The organism is Staphylococcus sp. MZ3, assembly GCF_018622755.1.
Lineage (GTDB): Bacteria > Bacillota > Bacilli > Staphylococcales > Staphylococcaceae > Staphylococcus > Staphylococcus aureus.
In genome coordinates, this window is record NZ_CP076026.1 from 2,502,835 (window position 1) to 2,524,171 (window position 21,337).

At 34.0% G+C, this 21,337-nt stretch carries 20 protein-coding genes; 3 read left to right on the forward strand and 17 right to left on the reverse strand.

Going from position 1 to position 21,337, the window contains the following annotated elements; translation table 11 throughout:
- Nucleotides 1–241: 241 nt before the first annotated feature.
- Entirely contained in the window at nt 242–1,594 is a 1,353-nt protein-coding gene (locus KI230_RS12355; protein ID WP_000700923.1) for a carboxylesterase family protein, read from the forward strand.
- Nucleotides 1,595–1,655: 61 nt separating this feature from the next.
- On the opposite strand, the gene KI230_RS12360 is transcribed toward KI230_RS12355, so the two are convergent.
- From KI230_RS12360 to KI230_RS12385, 6 genes are all read right to left on the reverse strand, one after another.
- Complete coding sequence (locus KI230_RS12360; RefSeq protein WP_045177690.1) at nt 1,656–2,843, reverse strand: MFS transporter; 1,188 nt, start codon at nt 2,841–2,843, stop codon at nt 1,656–1,658.
- Nucleotides 2,844–3,238: 395 nt separating this feature from the next.
- Nucleotides 3,239–4,015: an ABC transporter permease gene (locus KI230_RS12365; RefSeq protein WP_000072151.1), complete on the reverse strand. Its 777-nt coding sequence runs from the start codon at nt 4,013–4,015 to the stop codon at nt 3,239–3,241.
- Nucleotides 4,008–4,670: an ABC transporter ATP-binding protein gene (locus tag KI230_RS12370; protein WP_045177691.1), complete on the reverse strand. Its 663-nt coding sequence runs from the start codon at nt 4,668–4,670 to the stop codon at nt 4,008–4,010. Before KI230_RS12370 ends, KI230_RS12365 begins: the two co-directional genes overlap by 8 nt.
- Nucleotides 4,671–4,917: 247 nt before the next feature.
- Entirely contained in the window at nt 4,918–5,994 is a 1,077-nt protein-coding gene (locus KI230_RS12375) for a M42 family metallopeptidase (protein WP_001076673.1), read from the reverse strand.
- 355 nt (nt 5,995–6,349) lie between these two features.
- Nucleotides 6,350–6,616, reverse strand: a complete 267-nt coding sequence (locus tag KI230_RS12380; RefSeq protein WP_045177693.1) for a Txe/YoeB family addiction module toxin — start codon at nt 6,614–6,616, stop codon at nt 6,350–6,352.
- Nucleotides 6,616–6,873 (reverse strand): type II toxin-antitoxin system Phd/YefM family antitoxin, encoded by a 258-nt coding sequence (locus KI230_RS12385; RefSeq protein ID WP_000587618.1) that lies wholly within the window; start codon nt 6,871–6,873, stop codon nt 6,616–6,618. The genes KI230_RS12380 and KI230_RS12385 overlap by 1 nt, the downstream gene beginning before the upstream one ends.
- A gap of 359 nt (nt 6,874–7,232) precedes the next feature.
- Between KI230_RS12385 and KI230_RS12390 the strand changes: the two genes are divergently transcribed.
- Nucleotides 7,233–7,688: a YehR family lipoprotein gene (locus KI230_RS12390; RefSeq protein WP_000732090.1), complete on the forward strand. Its 456-nt coding sequence runs from the start codon at nt 7,233–7,235 to the stop codon at nt 7,686–7,688.
- Nucleotides 7,689–7,855: 167 nt separating this feature from the next.
- Here KI230_RS12390 and KI230_RS12395 read toward each other — a convergent pair whose 3' ends face one another.
- A complete protein-coding gene (locus tag KI230_RS12395; RefSeq protein ID WP_214958278.1) occupies nt 7,856–9,433 on the reverse strand; it encodes an FMN-binding glutamate synthase family protein in 1,578 nt (525 codons plus the stop codon).
- A 194-nt stretch (nt 9,434–9,627) separates the two neighbouring features.
- On the opposite strand from KI230_RS12395, the gene lnsB reads away from it, so the two are divergent.
- Nucleotides 9,628–10,377, forward strand: a complete 750-nt coding sequence (gene lnsB, locus KI230_RS12400; RefSeq protein ID WP_000072443.1) for a CPBP family lipoprotein N-acylation protein LnsB — start codon at nt 9,628–9,630, stop codon at nt 10,375–10,377.
- A 464-nt stretch (nt 10,378–10,841) separates the two neighbouring features.
- On the opposite strand, the gene cntE is transcribed toward lnsB, so the two are convergent.
- From cntE to KI230_RS12450, 10 genes are all read right to left on the reverse strand, one after another.
- A complete protein-coding gene (cntE, locus tag KI230_RS12405) occupies nt 10,842–12,035 on the reverse strand; it encodes a staphylopine family metallophore export MFS transporter CntE (RefSeq protein ID WP_000675402.1) in 1,194 nt (397 codons plus the stop codon).
- 11 nt (nt 12,036–12,046) lie between these two features.
- On the reverse strand, nt 12,047–12,796 hold the full coding sequence (locus tag KI230_RS12410; RefSeq protein ID WP_000590517.1) for an ABC transporter ATP-binding protein: 750 nt from the start codon (nt 12,794–12,796) through the stop codon (nt 12,047–12,049).
- A complete protein-coding gene (cntD, locus tag KI230_RS12415; RefSeq protein ID WP_000173869.1) occupies nt 12,789–13,604 on the reverse strand; it encodes a staphylopine uptake ABC transporter ATP-binding protein CntD in 816 nt (271 codons plus the stop codon). The genes KI230_RS12410 and cntD overlap by 8 nt, the downstream gene beginning before the upstream one ends.
- The gene (gene cntC, locus KI230_RS12420) at nt 13,601–14,470 is read right to left on the reverse strand and encodes a staphylopine uptake ABC transporter permease subunit CntC (RefSeq protein ID WP_000584765.1); all 870 of its coding nucleotides are present in this window, start codon (nt 14,468–14,470) and stop codon (nt 13,601–13,603) included. Before cntC ends, cntD begins: the two co-directional genes overlap by 4 nt.
- A complete protein-coding gene (gene opp1B / locus KI230_RS12425) occupies nt 14,467–15,402 on the reverse strand; it encodes a nickel/cobalt ABC transporter permease (protein WP_000472235.1) in 936 nt (311 codons plus the stop codon). Before opp1B ends, cntC begins: the two co-directional genes overlap by 4 nt.
- Nucleotides 15,403–15,414: 12 nt before the next feature.
- A complete protein-coding gene (gene cntA / locus KI230_RS12430; RefSeq protein WP_001229081.1) occupies nt 15,415–17,013 on the reverse strand; it encodes a staphylopine-dependent metal ABC transporter substrate-binding lipoprotein CntA in 1,599 nt (532 codons plus the stop codon).
- A gap of 139 nt (nt 17,014–17,152) precedes the next feature.
- On the reverse strand, nt 17,153–18,457 hold the full coding sequence (gene cntM / locus KI230_RS12435; RefSeq protein ID WP_006191042.1) for a staphylopine dehydrogenase CntM: 1,305 nt from the start codon (nt 18,455–18,457) through the stop codon (nt 17,153–17,155).
- Nucleotides 18,450–19,268: a D-histidine (S)-2-aminobutanoyltransferase CntL gene (gene cntL / locus KI230_RS12440; protein ID WP_001058843.1), complete on the reverse strand. Its 819-nt coding sequence runs from the start codon at nt 19,266–19,268 to the stop codon at nt 18,450–18,452. Before cntL ends, cntM begins: the two co-directional genes overlap by 8 nt.
- Before the next feature lie 10 nt (nt 19,269–19,278).
- The gene (gene cntK, locus KI230_RS12445; protein WP_001081682.1) at nt 19,279–20,100 is read right to left on the reverse strand and encodes a histidine racemase CntK; all 822 of its coding nucleotides are present in this window, start codon (nt 20,098–20,100) and stop codon (nt 19,279–19,281) included.
- Nucleotides 20,101–20,974: 874 nt separating this feature from the next.
- The gene (locus KI230_RS12450) at nt 20,975–21,337 is read right to left on the reverse strand and encodes a hypothetical protein (protein WP_000910576.1); all 363 of its coding nucleotides are present in this window, start codon (nt 21,335–21,337) and stop codon (nt 20,975–20,977) included.

Sequence of the window (21,337 nt, forward strand, 5' to 3'; positions counted from 1 at the left end):
TCTTGGTTGGTTTTTTATTTTGAAAATCGGTTATAAATAACTAACATAACAAGATGGCGAGAGTGATATTGTAATGAAATGTCACTGTAGAAGAACATCATATAATGCTGAAAATGGTTTGAGTTAAAACAGATATCAAGCTCGTCTGATTCAGTCACAAAATTGTCTTGTTATACTTGTCACCTATCATCTATAGACCGTGGTATGATTAAATTGGGGATGATAAAGGAGGTTAATAAATATGAAGATTAATACTACAGGTGGTCAAATTCATGGTATTACACAAGATGGTTTAGATATCTTCTTAGGCATTCCTTATGCAGAACCACCAGTTCATGACAATCGCTTTAAACATTCTACGTTAAAAACACAATGGTCAGAGCCAATTGATGCAACTGAAATACAACCCATCCCACCGCAACCAGACAACAAATTAGAAGATTTTTTCTCCTCACAATCTACAACTTTTACTGAACATGAAGACTGTTTATATCTAAATATTTGGAAACAACATAATGATCAGACGAAGAAACCTGTCATCATTTATTTTTATGGTGGTAGTTTTGAAAATGGTCATGGTACAGCCGAACTCTATCAACCGGCACATTTAGTACAAAATAACGACATTATCGTTATTACATGCAATTATCGTTTAGGCGCATTAGGATATTTAGACTGGTCATATTTTAATAAAGATTTTCATTCCAATAATGGCCTTTCAGATCAAATCAATGTCATAAAATGGGTGCATCAATTTATTGAATCCTTCGGTGGCGACGCTAATAACATTACTTTAATGGGTCAGTCTGCAGGCAGTATGAGCATTTTGACTTTACTTAAAATACCTGACATTGAGCCATACTTCCATAAAGTCGTTCTGCTAAGTGGCGCACTACGATTAGACACCCTTAAGAGTGCACGCAATAAAGCACAATATTTCCAAAAATTGATGCTCGATTATTTAGATACAGATGATGTTACATCATTATCGACAGATGATATTCTTATGCTGATGGCGAAGCTAAAACAATCTCGAGGACCTTCTAAAGGGCTTGATTTAATATATGCGCCTATTAAAACAGATTATATACAAAATAATTATCCAACAACGAAACCAATTTTTGCATGTTATACAAAAGATGAAGGCGATATTTATATTACTAGTGAACAGAAAAAATTATCGCCGCAACGCTTTATCGACATTATGGAATTAAATGATATTCCTTTAAAATACGAAGATGTTCAGACGGCGAAGCAACAATCTTTAGCGATTACACATTGTTATTTCAAACAGCCGATGAAGCAATTTTTACAACAACTTAATATACAAGATTCAAACGCACAACTATGGCTTGCTGAATTTGCATGGCATGATACTTCTAGCGCACACTATCGCAGTGCTTACCATATTCTAGATATGGTATTTTGGTTCGGAAACTTACAAATATTAGCAGCACATCAATATCCAACAACTGCTCACCTTAAATTTTTAAGTCGACAAATGCAAAATGATTTAGCTAATTTTGCTAAAAGCGGTAAAATGCCTTGGCCGATGTATCATAATGAACGTCGCTATTATCGCACATATCAATAACGTTATCGCATCTAAAAAAGCACACCTGAATTTGATAGCAGGCGTGCTTTTCATATGAGAATTATGATGATTTAAATGTTTTAGCATAATGATTATTTTTCAATGTGAAAACAACGATTAATCCTAATGCGCCAATGATGGCACTCGTATATGTGATAGCTTGAACAGAAACATGTGTCATGACCAAGCCTCCAATAATGCCTCCAACACCAATACCAGCGTTTAAACTAGACATGTTCCAACTCATTACTTGGCTTGTGTCGCCTTCAACATGTTGAATCACACCGCTTTGCACTGCTGGATTAGTACTCCATTGCATGATATTCCAAATAAATAGTCCTGCTAACAATAGACCTGAACCAGGTAAGATTAAATTCATAAGTAACATCATGACGATAAAAATAGAAACAGAAATCATTAACCAACGCTTACTTGTAATTTTATCGGAGAATATACCACCTAATGATGTTCCAATAACGCCAGCGATTCCATTTACTAGAAGTGCTAATGAAACGAATGACATATCATGACCATTAGATAAAATAAGTGGATTTATAAAGACGAATGTCACTGAGTTTGCAATCAATACTAAAAACGTAATAATTAAATATTTTGCTACTTCAGCAGGTTTTAATATTTTCGAAGTAACATGATTTTCATGAGATGGTGCCTCATGATTCACAGGGCCTCGTTGTATTTCCTGATCCTTCGGTAAATAGATCATCATCAAGAAGCCAACAATAATACTCACAATAATTAAGAATAGAAATGTATAGCGCCAACCTACTAAATCGCCGATAACCGTTCCAATTGGTACACCAAAAACATTGGCCCCACTAAACCCTGTATAGACAAGTCCAATCATTTTGCCACGATTTTTAGGTGCTGATAACATCGCTGTAATAGCTAATACTTTTACGATAATTAGTGCTGCTGCTGCAGATGAGATAATTCTACCAACTACTAATATTGAAAAATTTGGCGCTACAGCAATAATGCCATTACCAATGATAAATATAAGTAATGTCCATAATAATACAGGCCTTGATGAAAAACGGTTCGTTAATTTAACCAGAATAGGTCCACATATCGCAAATGTTAAAGCGTACATTGTCACTAATTGACCAACGACAGCTTCTGATACATGTAAGTCCTGACTCATCAAGTTCATAATTCCTGCAACCATCATTTCAACCATTCCTACGATAAAAATACTTAAAATGAATGTAAATAGTCGCATGATTGACATTTTAAAACTCCTTTCAAACAAAATTTCCGATATTCATTTCCCTTAGAATAACGATTTATTAAAAAATGTGTGCAACACAATTTTATATATAACCGTTCTATTATATAATATTTTGCTTTAATTTTCTGTGCTTAATCGGAAAATTATTGAAATTGTTTTTCAGTATTTGAAAAATTAACACAAGTATGTCATTTAATAATTATGTATAATTACTTCAGTTTCAACAATGACTCCAAAAAAGCACGCACGCTTTATATGTCAGAACAGATAACTGACTACAAAGTATGCGTGCCTTTATGAATATTTTCGCTGTGTTAATGAATAGCGATACTATATGTGCGCGTCACTTCATTTCCAATTAAAACTAATGCCTAAATCTGATGCAGTAAAATCTATCATGATTCACTCTTAACATCCGTATTTCGTGCTACTAATTGATGTCTTGCATTGAAAAATTGACCATAGCTTAAATATGTCGCAATCAAAGCAGACATAATGGTCGCAGTTGTATGAATAAACACGACTAACAATTGAAATTTAATCGCTTGTAAAGGTGGTACGCCACCAATAATTAAGCCTGTCATCATACCAGGAATCGACACAAGCCCATATGTTTTAACCGAATCAATTGTTGGCACTATAGCTAAACGAATACTTTCACGTATTGCACCTTTAGAAGCCAATTTAGGTGTAGCTGCAAGTGATAATTTAGATTCAATATTAGTACCATCTTGTACGAATGCACGATCTAAATTCTGGTAAGCTAAATTAATTGCAATCAAGCCATTATTTGCAAGCATGCCGCCGATAGGTATAACTTCATTTGCTGTAAATTGGATGGCCCCTGTCGCAATAGTACCTGCAAGTGGTAATGCCGTTCCAACAAAGATAGCCACAAAGGAAATCAAAAAGACATGGTGCATCACTGGTGATGATCGACTAATCGTATTCCAAGAAGCATTAACAATAATGACAAATACACATAATACTAATAGCCATTTGTCATTAATTTTAAAAATATAGTGCAGTAAGAATCCTAAAATGATTAATTGCACAACTGCGCGTAATGTCGCAACAATTAAATCTTTAATAATATGTAAACCTTCTTTATATGAAATGATAATCGGAATGACTAAAAGCAATGCCGTCAATCCAAGTGCCGTATTACTCATGTTGATTCAACTCCTCAACCTTAGAAATTTTGCCATCAACAATCGTTATGCGCTTTTGAAAATGTCTCATACTTTGATCATCACTATGGGTAATCCACATGATAGCAACATCCTGTTCCACTAATTTAAAAATGATATTTTCTATCTTTTCTTTATTATTAACGTCTAATGCACTGGTCGATTCATCTAATAAAAGAATATCCGGTGTATACATCAGTTGGCGCGCTATAGCAATTCTTTGCCGCTCACCACCCGACATATTTTCCACTTCCGAACTTAATTGATAATGTCCCAAACCGACATCTTTAATTAATTGCTTTGCACGTTTTCTATCAAATTTATCATTACGTGCAAGTGATGGGAATATCATGTTATCTTCAATCGTTTCACCAAACAAGTCACTTTGCTGCATCAAATAACTGATTCGTTGACGCAATTCTTCCGGGTCATAATCATTATAGGGTTTACCTTTAAAATAAAGTTCTCCACTAGTTGGACTAAACAAATTACATATTTGCTTTTGAAATGTACTTTTACCACTACCTGATGGACCTATAATGGCAATACTCTCGCCTTTATCTACTTTTAGACTGATATGATCTAGTATGATTCTATCGCTCGCTTTATACACTAAATCTTTAATTTCTAACAACATTTGCACCGCTCCTCATGTAATATATCAGGTATATTATTCCCGTTTTTTTGGTTTTTAGTGCAATTACATTTAAGAAAAAATCATTTTCTTGTAATATCAAAATTTAGGCATAATTGATTTTCAGCATTTAAATTAAAAACAAAAAATCCTATTAACATGGATACTGTCTAATGACTAAGAATTAAAATTAGACAATTGTTTAACAACCTACCATATTAAAAGGATTCTTTATTATTTATGGATTTGATTACCACATGATATTTTTATAACTTTCATCATTCAATGAACGGACAATTTCAGTAACAAGACGGATAGAATTTTCATAATCATCTACATTGAGCACTGAAACATTAGAATGCATGTATCGCAGCGTAACACCGATTGTCATCGTTGGAATACCTTCATTTGCGACATGAATACTTCCCGCATCTGTACCTCCACCTGGTGTCGTATCCCATTGTACTTCGATGTTATGTTCCTTAGCTACATCTTTAATATGCTTACGCAAACCTTGGTGAGCAATACTTGTAGCATCCATCATAATGACAACTGGACCACCGCCTAGTTTACTATCGCTCGTTTGACCTGACATACCTGGGGTATCATAAGCAATACCTACATCGACAGCTATCGCCAAATCTGGTTTAATTGTATTCGCTGCCACTTTCGCACCACGCAAACCAACTTCTTCTTGCACTGTGGCACCACTGTATAAGTTAATTCCAATATTTTCATCTTTTAAACGTTTTAATACCTCAACAGCTAATGCACAGCCATAGCGATTATCAAATGCTTTCGCAGTTAAATATTTATCATTTGCAAGCACTTCAAATTCACTATATGGCGTAACCATATTGCCTACTTCAACGCCAGCTTCTTCAGCTTCTTCCTTGCTACTAACACCAATATCTATAAACATATTTTTGATTTCCATTGGCTTTTTACGTTCTTCAGGCGTTAAGACATGTGGCGGTTTAGAACCGATGATACCTCTAATTTCTTTGCCCGAATCTGTTGTAATCGTTACTTTTTGAGATAACATGACTTGATTCCACCATCCACCAACTGGCGTAAATGAAATAAAACCATGTTTATCAATCTTTGTTACCATAAAACCAACTTCATCCATATGACCAGAAATCATAATTGAGTATTGACCATTCTCAGCATTTTTCTTTCCAAAAATGCCACCCAAGTTATCTTCAATAATTTGATCACTGACAGGCTCTATATAGTTACGCATTGCTTCTTTAACTTGCATTTCATAACCAGCAATGCCGTTTACATCTGTTAAATGTTTAAGTAATTTGACTGACTGATTCATGTTATTCATCCTCCTGTATTTCAACTTAAAACTATTGTATCACTAACTTTCAGAAAAACGTTCCCTACCGCTTTATCATTTTCAGGCTTAAATATTTTTAAAATTTTGTGAGGAATCCGCTTAAAAAAACTCATATTTCTAAAATTTAATATTCCGAAAAAGTCACAATTTAAAATTCCTTATTATAATACGTTATTCTTTTATTGTTACTAATTTCAATTTGTTTAGTCTTGCGCTATTATAAAATTAAAAAGTGTAGAGATAACAACGCATTAACGTCGCTATTTTCCCTACACTTAAATACTAGTTTCTTTAATTAACTTACCATTAAAGTTATTCAGATATTGAATATTCATTAATCATAATGTGACCATGCCGATAGTATTAATACTTCTTTATTTCGATCATCTACGGTATAGACGACCCTGTGCTGATGGTTAATTCTTCTTGAATATCGCTCTAAATATTTAGGCTCTAATTTTTCAAAAGATTGTGTTATTTTATACGGATCATTTTTTAAAGTCTCAACAATTTCTAAAAATGACTTCTTTAAATAAGGATGTTTTATTTTCTTTAAATCTAACTTCGCCGAATTTTTAATCTTAACCGTGTAATTGCTCATTAAAGATTATCCCAATCAATATCATCTATATTTGTTGTACCACTATTATCTTTTTCTCTTTCTCTTACTTTGTCCATTGTACCAGTAGATACAAGATACATTGTCTCTTGTATACTTTTCCAATCTTCTAAACCTATAATCACAGCATTATTTTCGGCATTATTACCACTAATATAAATTGGTTCGTGATTATTATTAACATTTTTTAGTAATTGATAAAAATCTTTTCTCGCTTCTGTAGGGCTAGTGATAATCATATAAATCCTCCTTTGTCTTCTGTTACGCTAATTATGGCGTACGTATTTAAGTACGTCAATATCACCGACACATCCGTCGTAATCTTAGTCTCTATATGCTATCGTACACAAGCTTTTGTTCTTTTCTTCCAACATACCGTCTATAATGCTCAAAAAGAAATCAGCAGTGGAACACACTACGTTCCCTACCGCTTTATCATTTTTCAGGCTTAAATATTTTTAAAATTTTGTGAGGAATCCGCTTAAAAAAACTCATACCTTCAAAAAAAGTGACAAAATTTAAATTTTTGAATAACATCATTTTTTAGTAAATGTTATAATTTCTTTATAATACAAATATCGAAAGAAGGCGACTGACTTTGAAAAAATTATGTTCATTAATTGTAGTAGCATTAGTTTGTGTCATTGCATTATCAGCTTGTGGTAAAGAACAAACCAAAACATATGAAGGTGATGTTAGTGGTAAACATGTACTAACTTCTATCACATATAAAGATGATAAAGTTTTAAAACAGTCTACAATCAACACAATTAAATATGACGATCTAGGTATGGATAAAGACGAAGCCAAAAAGTTATTCGCCAAATCTGAAAGTATTTTCAAAGACCTTAAAGGCGTAAAATACAAAGTAGACTATAAAGATAAAAAAGCAATTGAACACTTAGACATAGATTACACAGAAGTTGACATGAAAAAATTAAATAAACGTCTTGGTGTTTCGACTAAAGAAAATAAAGATATTAGTTTTGAAAAACTTGAAAAGCAATTAAAGCACAGAGGTTTAAAAGAAAAAGATAAAATGGACGACAAATAGTTTATAACTTAAAAATGCCCTCAGATAAGACTAAGGTTACAAACCTTAATTCATATTCTGAGGGCTTTAATATTTGAAGTTCTTGTGTGACCAGCATCCACTACTAATATAAAATTATTTGCAGTAACGCTAAAATCCGCTGCTTTCAATTTCCCGAAATAATTAAGTTAACTAATGAGTTTTAATTTATAATCATGTATCGTTTGTAACTCACCATCGACTTTTCGATATACAATATGATCAGCAGTAATTTCTGTAGGACTGGATACGCCAACAGCTGCTGCAATATTGAATAAGCCTTCATGCAAACTTGTTACATAGTTTGTGACACGATATTGCTTTTCTCCAACAATCAATGCTTTTTCTTTCTTCGCATCTGTCGTTGCAACACCTACAGGACATGTATTCATATGGCATTGTTGACTCATAATACAACCGACACTAATCATCATGCCACGTGCGATATTTACAAAATCTGCACCTAAACCTAATGCAATCGCAATTTTATCTGGTGTCACTAACTTACCAGATGCCGCCAATTTCACTTTATCTCGAATACCATATTTTTCTAACATGCCAGACACAATAGGTAGAGCTGTAAATAGCGGTAAGCCAACACCATCTTGTAATTCTTGGAATGTTGCACCAGTACCACCTTCACCACCATCAATCGTAATAAAGCTTGGATACTTATCTAGTTCCACCATCGTACGTACAAGTGTTTCAATTTCTGAAACTTTGCTTACTACAATTTTGAATCCTACTGGTTTTTGACCTAATTGCTGCAACTGTTCGACGAAACGAATCAAATCTTCAGCATTATGAATAAATTCGTAACGGTTAGGTGAATTGATTGTTTTATAAGGTTCAACATTTCGGATTTTAGCAATTTCTTCGTTTACCTTTTCAGCTTCCATATGACCACCACGAGTCTTAGCACCTTGTGCCAACTTCAGCTCAAATGCGCGTACGTTAGATAACTGTGCAACCTCTTTAAATAAACCTTCACTAAAATTACCTTCTTTATCACGAACACCAAATAAACCGGGACCAATTTGGAAAATGATATCCCCATTACCTTTTAAATGATATTCTGATAAGCCACCTTCACCTGTATTCATCCAAGTGCCCGCTTTAGCTAGACCTTTAGATAAAGCTGTAATGGCATTTTTTCCTAAAGCGCCATAACTCATACCAGATTGTCCTACGATACGTTTTAAAATAAATGGATGTTTTAAATGTTCACCTAATTTTATTGCATGGTCATCACTTAAGTAATACGGATCAATCTTTGTCGGTACACGATATTCTTCACGACTAAATAAACGCTCATTCGCGATTTTATAAATGAATGTTGATAACAATGTTGTATTATCTACTGAAATCTCATTACGTTGCATCGGAAACATTGTGTTCTGTATGTAAAAGCCGTCTTGATAATCTTTAGTAGTACCGAAGCTGGTCATACGAGAGTTATATTTTCCAGCCAAAACGATATTTTTATAATCATTACGTGAAAAAGGTTTCCCTTCATTATCCCCAGAAAATAAATACTGACGTAATTCCGGTCCCATTTTTTCTGAAATATATCTAATACGTGCTAGTAAAGGATAATTCCTTAATACACTATGTTGTGATTGTCTTTTATCTTTAATTAACCAAATAAGCCCGATAACAATAACCGTAAGCATGAATCCTACAACGATAATGTTAACTATAAATTGCATGACTGTAAGAAACGTCATTACAATACCTCCCCCCAAAATTTCAATTCAATATTTATGATACACCTTACAAAACAAAACACAATGGAAGCGCTTCATTTTATAAAACAATTTTATGATATGTTTTTCATTTTAAATTTTAATGTATAAAACATACAATACAAAGTAATATGTGCTAAAGTATCTATATAATACAACTATTTAAGAGGTATACTATGTCAAATACAAATAAACATTACATAGAAGAAGAATACGCTACCGAACAATCGCGTTTTTTCAAACGTGATATTGGATTTATTTTCCTTTACATATTTTTGGTTAACATCTTGCCGATCATTATCGTCTTTTTAACTTTTGGGTTAGTAGCTGTATTCACTCAACAAGCTCCGTGGGGTTTCTCTTTTCCTATTTCAATGAACATTAGCTATTTACTCGCAGTTATTATTTCACTAGCTATTTTTCGTCTGATGCATGAAGATGCGTTTATTCCAATGATACGTTCGCAAATCGTTGCTAGTGCTAAATATAAATGGCATATTCTTATATCATTTACACTAAGTGTCGTACTCTTTTTACTTTTAAATCATTTCAATATTTTCGCACTAAATGTAGATTCCTTTACTGTCTTTGACATTTACCCGCTCATTAAAGGGTATGGTTCCATCAGTTTAATAGCTATATTTTCGTTAACCATTATATTAAATACTTTGATTTGTCAACTTATTTTCCGTCATATTTTAATTCAAGAATTAAGCAGATTAATACCTTTAAAGATTACAATAGTATTGTCCATTATCCTTGAAACTCTGTTCTACTATCCATACATTAATACATGGTGGGAATTCATTCCAGCATTGATACTAGCAGGTAGTGCGACTTACTTATATTTAAAATCATACCGTAATTTTATGGTGAGCTATTTCTATCAATTAGCAGTTATACTCGTTTTGCATATTTTCATGTAAAATTTTTCAGAGTATTATCCATTATCCATACACATCAAAAAGCACACTTAAAAGTCAGTATCAAAACTCACTTTTAAGCGTGCTTTATTTAGATATACTGTCGTTCTAAAAACGAGCCATATAGAGAGCCTGAGACATAAATCAATGTTCAATGCTCTACAAAGTTATATTGGCAGTAGTTGACTGAACGAAAATGCGCTTGTAACAAGCTTTTTTCAATTCTAGTCAGGGGCCCCAACAAAGAGAATTTCGAAAAGAAATTCTACAGGCAATGCAAGTTGGGGTGGGGGCCTCAACACAGAAGCTGACGAAAAGTCAGCTTACAATAATGTGCAAGTTGGGGTGGGACGACGAAATAAATTTTTCGAAAATATCATTTCTGTCCCACTCCCATGAATCGCCATGCTCAATATACCTTTTAAAATTTAAATATTTATTAACTTAAGATGCTTTAATTCACTTCATTAAAGACTATTTGCTGGGCGTGGTGTTGGTTTTTTCAATAAACTCATAATCATTATTACAATGACTAACATACCACAAATTAGATACATCCATTTAAATCCTACTAAATCGGAAATAGGTCCCATCAATGCGCCACCTAACGATATACCTAAGTCTGCACAGGCAATAAATAAACCTAACAACATATTACGACCTACTTTTGGTAAGACGAAACTTAAGTATGATGTTAATGTTGGATACACCATTGCTTGTGTCATTCCTATTAATATTGCACTGCCATAGAAAATAATTGCACCTACTTGCGGACCAAATGCCACTACAAATGACGCGATCACTAATAATGATAGTACAGATACCATATATTTAGGATGCCACATACCATCTGACGGAATGTATTTCCTTAAGTAAAATCTTGCCGCAACAACTGCGATGGCCTGTATTGTCAAAAAGATTCCCGCATTCGCGAATCCTAAACTCACTGTGTATAACGGTACAAATGTACTAACTGCACCAAATACAATCGATGCAACAATCATGATAATACCACTGTTCAACAACTCTTTATTTTTGAAAAATTGCGCAAAAACAGTTACAGCGTTAAATGGCATTTTTTCAATCTTATCTGACGTATCGGGTTCCTGTTCAGCAAAGGTCACGCGATAGCCAAAGAATGTTGTTGTTAATGCGATAAAGATAATGACAATTGCAAATAGTGAAATATTATTTGCATTCCAAATACCTACGGCAACTAATGGTCCGATTAAGTTTGGAATCGTTGAAAATAGCGAGTACAATGATACACCTTCAGAACGATGTTCCTCTGGTAATGCATCAATAATACCTAGCTGTAAAGACATAGAAAAGAATGCCGTACACACACCTTGCATAACACGTGCTACGAAATAACCTTCTAAGCCAGTAAAACCATAAATAATTAAAGCTATGGCATTGATAATCAAAATAATTCTTAATACTTTAATGGGACCGACACGAGCAATAATTTGTCCTGCCCATGGTCGAAATACCATTGCTGTTAACATGTATGCCCCCATAACGATACCGATAACCGTATTCGTTGCGCCTAAATCATGCCCTCGTAAAGGTATAAACACGTTTAAGATTGCATTGGCACTAAAGAACATCAATGTTAATATATATAATCTCAAAAAGGGCCAAGCCATTGCACCTTTCATTATCTCACTCCTTAGAATGATAGTTGTTTTTCTATTAATTCTCTTGTATAAGCATTGTCACTTTTATGCAATGCGCTTGTCGGAATTTGTTCTTCTATTTTTCCGTTTTTAAAAATAATTAATTGATCACATAAATACGTGGCAGCTTGAATATCATGTGTGATAAAAATATAACTCAACTGACGCGTTTCACGTAAATGAATCAATAAATCTAATATTTGTGTTTGAATTGACATGTCGAGTGAACTAATGGCTTCATCAAACAAAATATATTTAGGGTTAATACATATTGCACGCGCAATCGCAACACGTTGCGCCTCTCCACCTGATAACATATTAGGATATTTATCCATGTATGCCTTAGATAGACCGACTTCTTCCAACAATGTAATTGCTTGGACTTCCATAACTTCTTTAGGTTGTCCATCACATTGACACATCACTTCAAATAAGATTTCTCTAACAGTCTGAAATGGATGTAATGATGACGTATAATCTTGAAATACAGCACCAATTTGATGACGTCTCACTTTCTTCTTATGCATCGGTTGATCATTTAAGGTTACACAACCTTTATCCGGTTTCTCAATACCTAATATCATACGACTCAACGTCGATTTACCGCTACCACTTTCTCCGATAATCGCAATCGTCGCACCGATTGGACACTCAAATGACACACCTTTCACGATAGGTGTTCGACGACGCTTAAAAACATGTGCGCTTTGATATGACTTTTCAACATCTTTAATTTTAATCATGTACATCACCCCTCATCACATGTTTAAAATGATCATTAATCTTCTTCTTCGTTGATAATAAATACTTCGTATAAACATGTTCTGGATGATGCAAGACTGATTCACGTGTCCCTTGTTCAATAAGCTGACCATTTTTCATCACAACAACACGGTCTGCAATCTTGTTAATAACCGTTAAATCATGTGAAATGAAAATCATCGCACAGTCAAAGTGTTTTTTAATATCTATAAATGCTTCCAGTACATCATATTGTGTAATTGTATCTAAAGCCGTTGTCGGCTCATCAGCAATGATTAACTTTGGTTTCAAAGCTAACGCTAAAGCAATCATCAATCGCTGTAACATTCCTCCTGATAACATGTAAGGGTATGATTTTAATATACGTTTAGGATCTTTCAAACTTAAATAATCCATATATTCAATCAATGTCTTTTCAATTTCTTGTGTAGACATTGACGTATGTACTTTCATAGTCTCAAACATTTGTTTACCGACAGTAGTTGATGGGTCAAAGGCACGACTACCTTGTTGCATGACCATCGCAATGTCTTTACCACGGTACTTTTTCAATTGCGATTCAGATAATGACAACATTGATGTACCATCAAAGATAATTTCACCTGTCACCCCGAGTCGTTCGGGATTCAAACCAATAATCGATTTACAAGTGATTGATTTACCACTACCACTTTCTCCAATAACGCCTAAAGTTTCACCCTTAGTTAATGTAAAATTCACATCACTCACGAGTGGTTGATCTGTCCAGGTATCTGTAATCGTCAAATGTTTAACTGTTAACAATGTCATGATTGCACCACTCCTTTTTTCACAGAACGAAGTTTATCTTTAGAAGAGATGCGGGGATCAATAGCAATTTGTAAAGCATCGGATAAGAAGTTAAATGCCATCACTATAATCACTATGGCAATACCTGGCGCAAACATCATTTCAGGATGTGTAAACATCACTTTTCTAGCTTCGTTAAGCATCATGCCCCACTCTGCAGTAGGCGCTTTGACACCTAATCCTAAAAATGAAAAGCCAGATATTTGCAAGATCATTGAACACATCGAGCTACTAGAGATGATAGCAATATCTGCTAATGTTAATGGCATAATATGTTTGTGAATAATTTTCATATCATTCATACCGATTGTTTTAGCAAATCTTACATGGTCAGAAGCAGTGTACTGCATAACACTTGTACGTATAACACGACAGAACCATGCCCAACGCGTCAAAATAAATGCCATGATAATATTTTCGGCACCCATTCCAAACAATGCAATTAATGCTAACGTTACAACATAACTTGGGAATGCCAACATAACATCACACGCACGCATGATTAAGGCGTCAACAAACCCTTGGAAATATCCTGATAAGAATCCTAAAATAGATCCAATAAGTACAGAAACAAATAGCGCAACAAAGACATATAACAAACTTGGTCTAATCGCATAAATTAACCTAGTTAAAATATCTCTACCTAAATGGTCAGTACCTAGTAGATGTTGAAAACTCATGCCAGCAAATTTGTTTGCTGTATCGATATGGTTAGGATCATAAAATGTCACAAGTGGTGCTGCTAATCCTAAAAAGACATATAATACAATAATGCCTAAAGCAATCACTGCACCTTTATCTTGTAATAATCGTTTTAAAATTATCATCGTGCGCCCTCCCTTAATCTTGGATTTAATAGCGCATTAATGATATCTGCTAATGTATTAAATACAATAAATAATACCGCTACAATTAATACATATGCTTGAATAACTGGAAAATCATGTTCAAGTATTGCTTTTAAGCTTAATTGACCTAGTCCAGGCCATGCAAAGATATACTCGATAACAACTAGTCCACCCATTATCATTGGTATAGACATACAAAAGATTGATACCGCAACTTGTAAAGCATTACGCAACACATGCAACATTAATGTGATAGATTTCACACCGCTTGCTCTTAAATAAAGTACATAATCTTCATTTAATTGTTCCACCATCGAGCGTCTAACATTTCTAAAGTAAATACCAGCATAGGCAATCGTAATAACGATCACTGGCAATATGTAACTTTCTGGACCTGTTAATCCAGAAGTCGGCAATATGTTTAACTTCACTGAAACGTAAATAATAAGTATTGAAGCTATCCAATATGATGGTAATGCAGTTAGAAAGAAAGCCACTGAACGTATCGCACGATCAGTGAACTTTCCTCTTTTTAATGCACTAACTACACCTAAAATAATTGATGTAATCATCACCATAACACTTGAAATTATTGTTAATTTCAATGTGTTCATAAATGCTGGGCCAATGCGTTCAGCAACAGGATCCCCTGTAATGTAACTTGTACCAAAATTAAATTGCATCGCTTCAAGTAACCAGTTTTTATATTGAATTAATAATGGATCATTGAAACCGTACTTTTCATTCGTTTCTGCAATCAACTCTGGTGTTACATTTGGTGTCCCTTGTGCATGTAAAATTGTCACAGCTGGATTTTCATTTGTAATATACGTCAATAGAAATGTCATAAAACTTACTACAATCATCAATGGAAACATGAGCGCAATACGTTTTAAGATAAATTTGAACATCTAAACGCTCCTTTATTTATACTGCATTTCATTGAATGGTAATTCATACTGTGATTGTGTGAATGATACTTTTTCTAAATCTTTCGGCGCAACAACTGTCATACTACCGTGTGAAATAGGGATAAAGATACCTTCATCATCAATTTGTTTCAAAATGTTTTTATAAGCGTCTGAACGCTCTTTACCGTTTTGGATTTTAAATGCGTCATCAATGCTGTTGTATATTTTATCTTTGTTCTCAATGCCTGATGTTGCACTTTCATAACCATTTTTCGCTTTAAATGCTGCAATAGTACTTTGTGGATCGTACAATAATCCCCAAGTTTGGTTGAACATTAAGTCATAATCACCAGAAGTACGACGTTCAGCAATTTTATCTGATGTTTCGCCATTGATGTTTAACTTAATACCCATTTTCTTAAATTCTGCTTGTAAGTATTCTGCTTGTTCTTTTTGACTTGAAGAACCTTTGTCATAGTACATTGCCATTTCAAGGTTTTTACCATCTTTTTGACGAACATCACTGTCTTTACCTTTCTTCCAACCAGCTTCATCTAATAATGATTCTGCTTTTTTAAGGTCATACTTACGTGTTGGCATATCGAAATTAATGTCTGTTACATTTTTCGCAAATAATTGAGTTGCTGGTTTTTCTTGACCATCTAAAATTTCTTTGGCAATTTTATCTCTGTTTACCATATGACCAATCGCTTGTCTGACTGTTTTGTCACTGACAGCGTTATCTTTTTTACCAGAATTGACAACTAACATTTTCGTATTCATAGGTTGACTACGCTTAACTTGATAGTCACCTGTATCTTTCAATTGTTTTAAAGAGTCTTTGTCTAAGCTATCCGTACCTCTATCATCTGTGAAGGCAAAGTTCGTTTCACCTTTTTTCATTGATAGGAATGCTGTTTCACCAGCAGGCATTACTTTTGCTTGTACTTTGTTAAGTTTAGACTTTTCGCCCCAGTATTGATCATTTTTGTTAAAGTCTGCAGACTCATCTTTTTTGTGTTCACCTAATTTAAATGGACCAGTACCATCGAACTTTTTAACGCCATCTTTTGTTGTACCGTTTTTAAAGTCTTTTGGAGACACAAATACATATGGACGAGGCATCGCTAATTCAGCCAATGCAGGTTGATATGCTTCTTTCAAATTCAATTCAACCGTGTACTTATCTTTAACTTTAACATTGTCAATTAATGTTGAAATCTTTAACCAAGAATGCAATTTTTTATTTTGTTGAACCGCATCAATATTTTTCTTAACTGCGTCAGCATCAAATGGTGTACCATCATGGAATTTAACGTCATCTCTCAAATGGAATGTATATGTCTTCCCATCTTCAGACACATCCCATTTTTTAGCTAGTAAAGGCTTAATTCCATCTTTCGTGTTACGTACAAGCGGCTCGTATATCATACTTTCAGCAGACATCGATCCACCGTAAACATGCGGGTTCATATCCCCGATATCTTTAACCGTCGTATACGTTAATTGCTTGTTTTCTTTTTTCTCCTCTAAACCTTTATTACCGCCACAACCAGTTAAAATTAGCCCTGATGCAAGTAACATTGCACTCATTTTAGTTAGTTTTCTCATTTGCTTTTCCTCTTTCTAAATTGATAAGTTGCATTACTTAATCAAATCGTAATGATTATTTTTCTCAATTATTTGCTTATTTTTATGTAAATGTCAAACATAATTCAATAATTTTTTTCTATTATAAAACTTCAAACCCTTATTGTGAAAGCGTTCTATTGATTTCCAAAAATTTTGTGACGAGTGCTTTATCTCCTTCAAATAGATTTGTATTAAATTGAGAAGATAGTTGTTGATCTTGATGCATATCCTTGTACGCCTGGCAACTTGCTTCATAGCGAGTTAGGAACTGATCAATCATTGGCGTTTTGATACCTAGCATTTTCCCAATATGCTGAATCATCGCCGTTCTGTAATAATCTTCACTTGGCATTCTTGGAATTTGAACAACATCCTGTTCATTTTTATAGACTTGCTTAAATGGTACAGCTGAAAAATCAAAGTAATGTCCGTTTTCGTCTGGCTGTGAAAATGGATCAATGAGGATTGCGGTATATCTTACATAAAGCAGATATTCTTGTAAGATATCTGGCAAGATTTCGAAATGCTCAATATCACCTTCATCCAAAGTTTCAGGACGTACTGGATAATTTTCCTTCACCATAAATTGAAGCAGGTTGACTGACGGCACTCTAAATGCTTGTAAAATAGTCATCATTTCCTTCCACATTAAACGCATTTCACGGATTAGTGTCATCGTTATCGGTCCTTCAGGAAATAACTTATACACATAAACCGGTACATCCGTCCCTTCGAAAATGGCTTTCAATGAAAAGTCATTCATAAATAGTGGTGGGTGCACATAAAGCGAACTGTTTCGCGTTTCAGCGTGCAGTGGCGATTCAACGACTTCTAATTGAATCTTCAATTGCTCAGCTAAAGCAGAGATTCGTTGACACATTGTTGAGTTTGAATGTGTCGATCCCATGTACAATTTCTTTTTTACACCTGTTGTCAACACATGATTAGGCGCTTCTTTATCAACAATACGTGTATCGCCAAGATAAGTTGAAAATGAAATCACTTCGATATCCTGACTGAACTTAGACATAAATTGTTCCACAATCATTTGCGATCCAAATGTCGGTGAAATTAAAATGACATGTTTGACACTTTGCAAAGTTTCTAACGACAATTGCTGTAGTGTGTCATAATAAGCATCTGCTGTGCATGCCATGACAACCGTTTCGTATTCACCCTTAACGTTTTTAACATCTTTATACAAACGATTAATTTCAAACTTACCTTCCAGATGTTGATGCGCCTCGTTTTGTATTTTGACTTCAAATTGTTTCTCTTTTTTATACGCTTGATATAAGCGTTTTGATTTTTCTGATGTTGAGGCACGTCCAACCATATCAATCTCATAATCTGATTTTAAATAGCAAATATTCGCTAATTGGATTGCGACCGGACCAGTGCCTATCATTAATAATTTAGACATCCGTAATACCTACCTTTATAGCTGCTTTTTTATAAAGTGCTATATCAAAAATTTGCTGTGGTCTCATATGTTTATTCACACATTGCCACTTATCTTCCGCTGTTTCTTGTGACGGATAATTAAATATTGCTTTGATGCCATCACCAAAGCGCATTGCAACTACGACATTTTCATTTGTTAAATCATATAATTCTTCTAAAATGCTGTACTTTAAAGGAATTGTCGAGCTGAATATGATATGCGTCACATCTTTGATATCTTTAAGTTCAGATACCTTTTGATCCGTAATTGTTATATCTTCATTTGGTGCTAAGACGTTAACGATTCTGCGCCCTAGGTCAACGGCTTGTGGATCAATATCAATACCGATAACTGAAGCACCTGTTTCTTTTGCTACTTGAATTAACGTCATTGGATATGCACCTGAACCAACTAACAATAATTTGTCATTGCTAGCTATACTACATTGTCCAAACTCTTCATCAATACAATGTTCTATATTGTCAAAGTAACCTGTGGTAGACGCCTGTCCGTCTAATAGACGTCTCGCTCTAATGACTTCCACTTGTTTAACACACTGCGCTGTAATATATTGCAGTGATTTTATTAATTGTGCTTTTTCTTCAACGTCACGCCAAGCATTAAATTGTTGTTCATAAATAGGATTTAAAATAAATTCACTATAGTCATCCATCAATGTTTCTAATGCTTCGATATATTGATCGTCTTGTAATACACGCTCGTAATGCGCTTCAAACTTTTCTAAATATTGTTGTAATATCAATTTGATTTCATTATTAAAGTTATTCATTGTAGGCTCCTTATTCTATATATGCTTTTCCTGTAGCTACAGTTGTAACCTGTCCTTTAATTGAAGTTTGATATCCCAATTGATGACATCGCTTTGATGTCACTAAAATACTGCCCCCTGGCTGATGTACTGTAAAATCTTTGCATGCGTCATTACGTTGATAATTATTAAAAACCCCAATTGATGCTGTACCAGAACCACAGCTATTTTCCCAAATTAAACTTTGAATTTCTGGTATATAGATTAATGGCTGTAAAAATTGACGTTGTTCATCAAAAAGCATCATACCTACTGTTTTATATTTGTGACTCCATTGTTGCTCACGCACAAACGCTTCAACCAAATGTTGAATTTCTGTTGTTACTTGTTTAACTGGAATCACATAATGTACATATGTTTCATAAATAATTTCTATTGCTTTCCATGAATGATTACCCATATTAATTGTTGTTGGCACAACACGATGGGCTTGTGGCATTTGAACTTCATAGTATTGGCAATCATGAATTGCGCATTGAACTAAATCCGAACAGCCAGACACCTTCACCTTAAACTGTTGGTCTTTAAGCAAATGACTTTCTTGCAAATGATGTATATATGACATCGTCGCATTACCGCAAAATTCATTACCGCTCATAACTAAGTGAAAATCATTGCCATCATCATTTTGTGTTGATTCTATAAAGCCTACCTGTTCACAACATACATGTGTTGCGGCCATCAACTGATTGGCGATAGATGCATATTCACTAGCATCATGTTTTGAATGAACAAGTATCGTCATATTCCCCGAAGGATTATACTTAGAAAATTCTATAACCTGCCGATTCATACGACACTCCTTTAGATGTATTTTTAGAGCCTCTGTAATTTTAATTACTAGAGGCTCTTATGCAGTTGTTGCGAAGCAAACAACTGTATTCCTCTAAACCTGTAATTTTTTAGAAGATGAACCTAATAGCTCTATCTAGTAGGTAAGTCATGCTAATTCGCAAAAGCGAAAACCATGGCTCTTATGCAGTTGGTGCGAAGCAAGCAACTGTATTCCTCTTAACCTGTAATTTTTAATAGAAGATGAACCTAATAGTTTCCCATCTATTAGGTAAGTCATGCTAACCCGCAAAGTGGAAAGCATGACTTAGTAATCGGTTGTTGTATCAACATGCAACCGTAAACCTTATTTAAAGTTGCTTCTTGTGGCTCTACAAGCGAATGCAGTTGTCCGTTAACTACATTCACTTAGATGCTTTTACTGTTTTCACCTCAACTAAAACTTCAAAAAAGTTGCAGAAAACAAATCGTAACTATTACGATTTGATTATATACTATATTAGTTGAGAATCATTGTCAATAAAGGTTGTAAATGAATGCACATTTATATTTTGATAATCCTTCCATAAACATCGTATTCTCAGCACATTCAAGTCTTTTTGAAAATTTTTATCAATAATTGAATAGAAGTTCCGTTCTCGTCAGTTCAAAATTTTACGTAAGTTGTCTCTGCGTATTGCTTTAGTGAGAATAACCCACACTTGTGGAAACGTCCTTTTGTTAATCTACAATGGATCCCCTTGTCTTTCGCTAACATTTCCTATCACCAATCCTGTAACGAATTTTCATCGTCAAGTTGTTGCCCATGCAATGCGCACCAAAAAAAGCTTTGTACAATTTCGTACAAAGCTTTAAAAATTCAAATAAAAATATCATTATTTTAATGAACTAGCCATATCAGATTTTATTTCGTTTGCTAATACTTGTAATTCAGGGAAATAATTATTAGCAAAGCCAATTATTATTTTATTTTTTACAAACGTGTTAATATCTCGATCTTCTGGAATCGTATTTTCTATTAAATTCAAAAGCTCACTATGACTTATGTTCTCTATACTTACTGTATTTAAATATTTTAAAATCGCAAGATACAATTCATCAAATACTTCATGTTCAAAATCAAAGTCCAATAATAATAAACTAACGGAATTAGTTTCTAACTGATTATCTCCAATTTTATCTGCAATCTCTCTTATAGCTTGATATAGCAATCTAAAACTTTCTTTTTCTTTTAACAT

Bases quoted from the DNA above. Each gene is read 5' to 3' on its own strand.
- cntE (WP_000675402.1), bottom strand. From the start codon at position 12,035: ATGAAAGGTGCAATGGCTTGGCCCTTTTTGAGATTATATATATTAACA.
- KI230_RS12380 (WP_045177693.1), bottom strand. From the start codon at position 6,616: ATGAGCAATTACACGGTTAAGATTAAAAATTCGGCGAAGTTAGATTTA.
- KI230_RS12395 (WP_214958278.1), bottom strand. From the start codon at position 9,433: ATGACGTTTCTTACAGTCATGCAATTTATAGTTAACATTATCGTTGTA.
- cntM (WP_006191042.1), bottom strand. From the start codon at position 18,457: ATGTCTAAATTATTAATGATAGGCACTGGTCCGGTCGCAATCCAATTA.
- KI230_RS12450 (WP_000910576.1), bottom strand. From the start codon at position 21,337: ATGTTAAAAGAAAAAGAAAGTTTTAGATTGCTATATCAAGCTATAAGA.
- KI230_RS12375 (WP_001076673.1), bottom strand. From the start codon at position 5,994: ATGAATCAGTCAGTCAAATTACTTAAACATTTAACAGATGTAAACGGC.
- lnsB (WP_000072443.1), top strand. From the start codon at position 9,628: ATGTCAAATACAAATAAACATTACATAGAAGAAGAATACGCTACCGAA.
- cntA (WP_001229081.1), bottom strand. From the start codon at position 17,013: ATGAGAAAACTAACTAAAATGAGTGCAATGTTACTTGCATCAGGGCTA.
- KI230_RS12410 (WP_000590517.1), bottom strand. From the start codon at position 12,796: ATGATTAAAATTAAAGATGTTGAAAAGTCATATCAAAGCGCACATGTT.
- KI230_RS12360 (WP_045177690.1), bottom strand. From the start codon at position 2,843: ATGTCAATCATGCGACTATTTACATTCATTTTAAGTATTTTTATCGTA.
- KI230_RS12385 (WP_000587618.1), bottom strand. From the start codon at position 6,873: ATGATTATCACTAGCCCTACAGAAGCGAGAAAAGATTTTTATCAATTA.
- KI230_RS12355 (WP_000700923.1), top strand. From the start codon at position 242: ATGAAGATTAATACTACAGGTGGTCAAATTCATGGTATTACACAAGAT.
- KI230_RS12370 (WP_045177691.1), bottom strand. From the start codon at position 4,670: ATGTTGTTAGAAATTAAAGATTTAGTGTATAAAGCGAGCGATAGAATC.
- opp1B (WP_000472235.1), bottom strand. From the start codon at position 15,402: ATGTTCAAATTTATCTTAAAACGTATTGCGCTCATGTTTCCATTGATG.
- cntC (WP_000584765.1), bottom strand. From the start codon at position 14,470: ATGATAATTTTAAAACGATTATTACAAGATAAAGGTGCAGTGATTGCT.
- cntL (WP_001058843.1), bottom strand. From the start codon at position 19,268: ATGAATAACTTTAATAATGAAATCAAATTGATATTACAACAATATTTA.
- cntK (WP_001081682.1), bottom strand. From the start codon at position 20,100: ATGAATCGGCAGGTTATAGAATTTTCTAAGTATAATCCTTCGGGGAAT.
- cntD (WP_000173869.1), bottom strand. From the start codon at position 13,604: ATGACATTGTTAACAGTTAAACATTTGACGATTACAGATACCTGGACA.
- KI230_RS12365 (WP_000072151.1), bottom strand. From the start codon at position 4,015: ATGAGTAATACGGCACTTGGATTGACGGCATTGCTTTTAGTCATTCCG.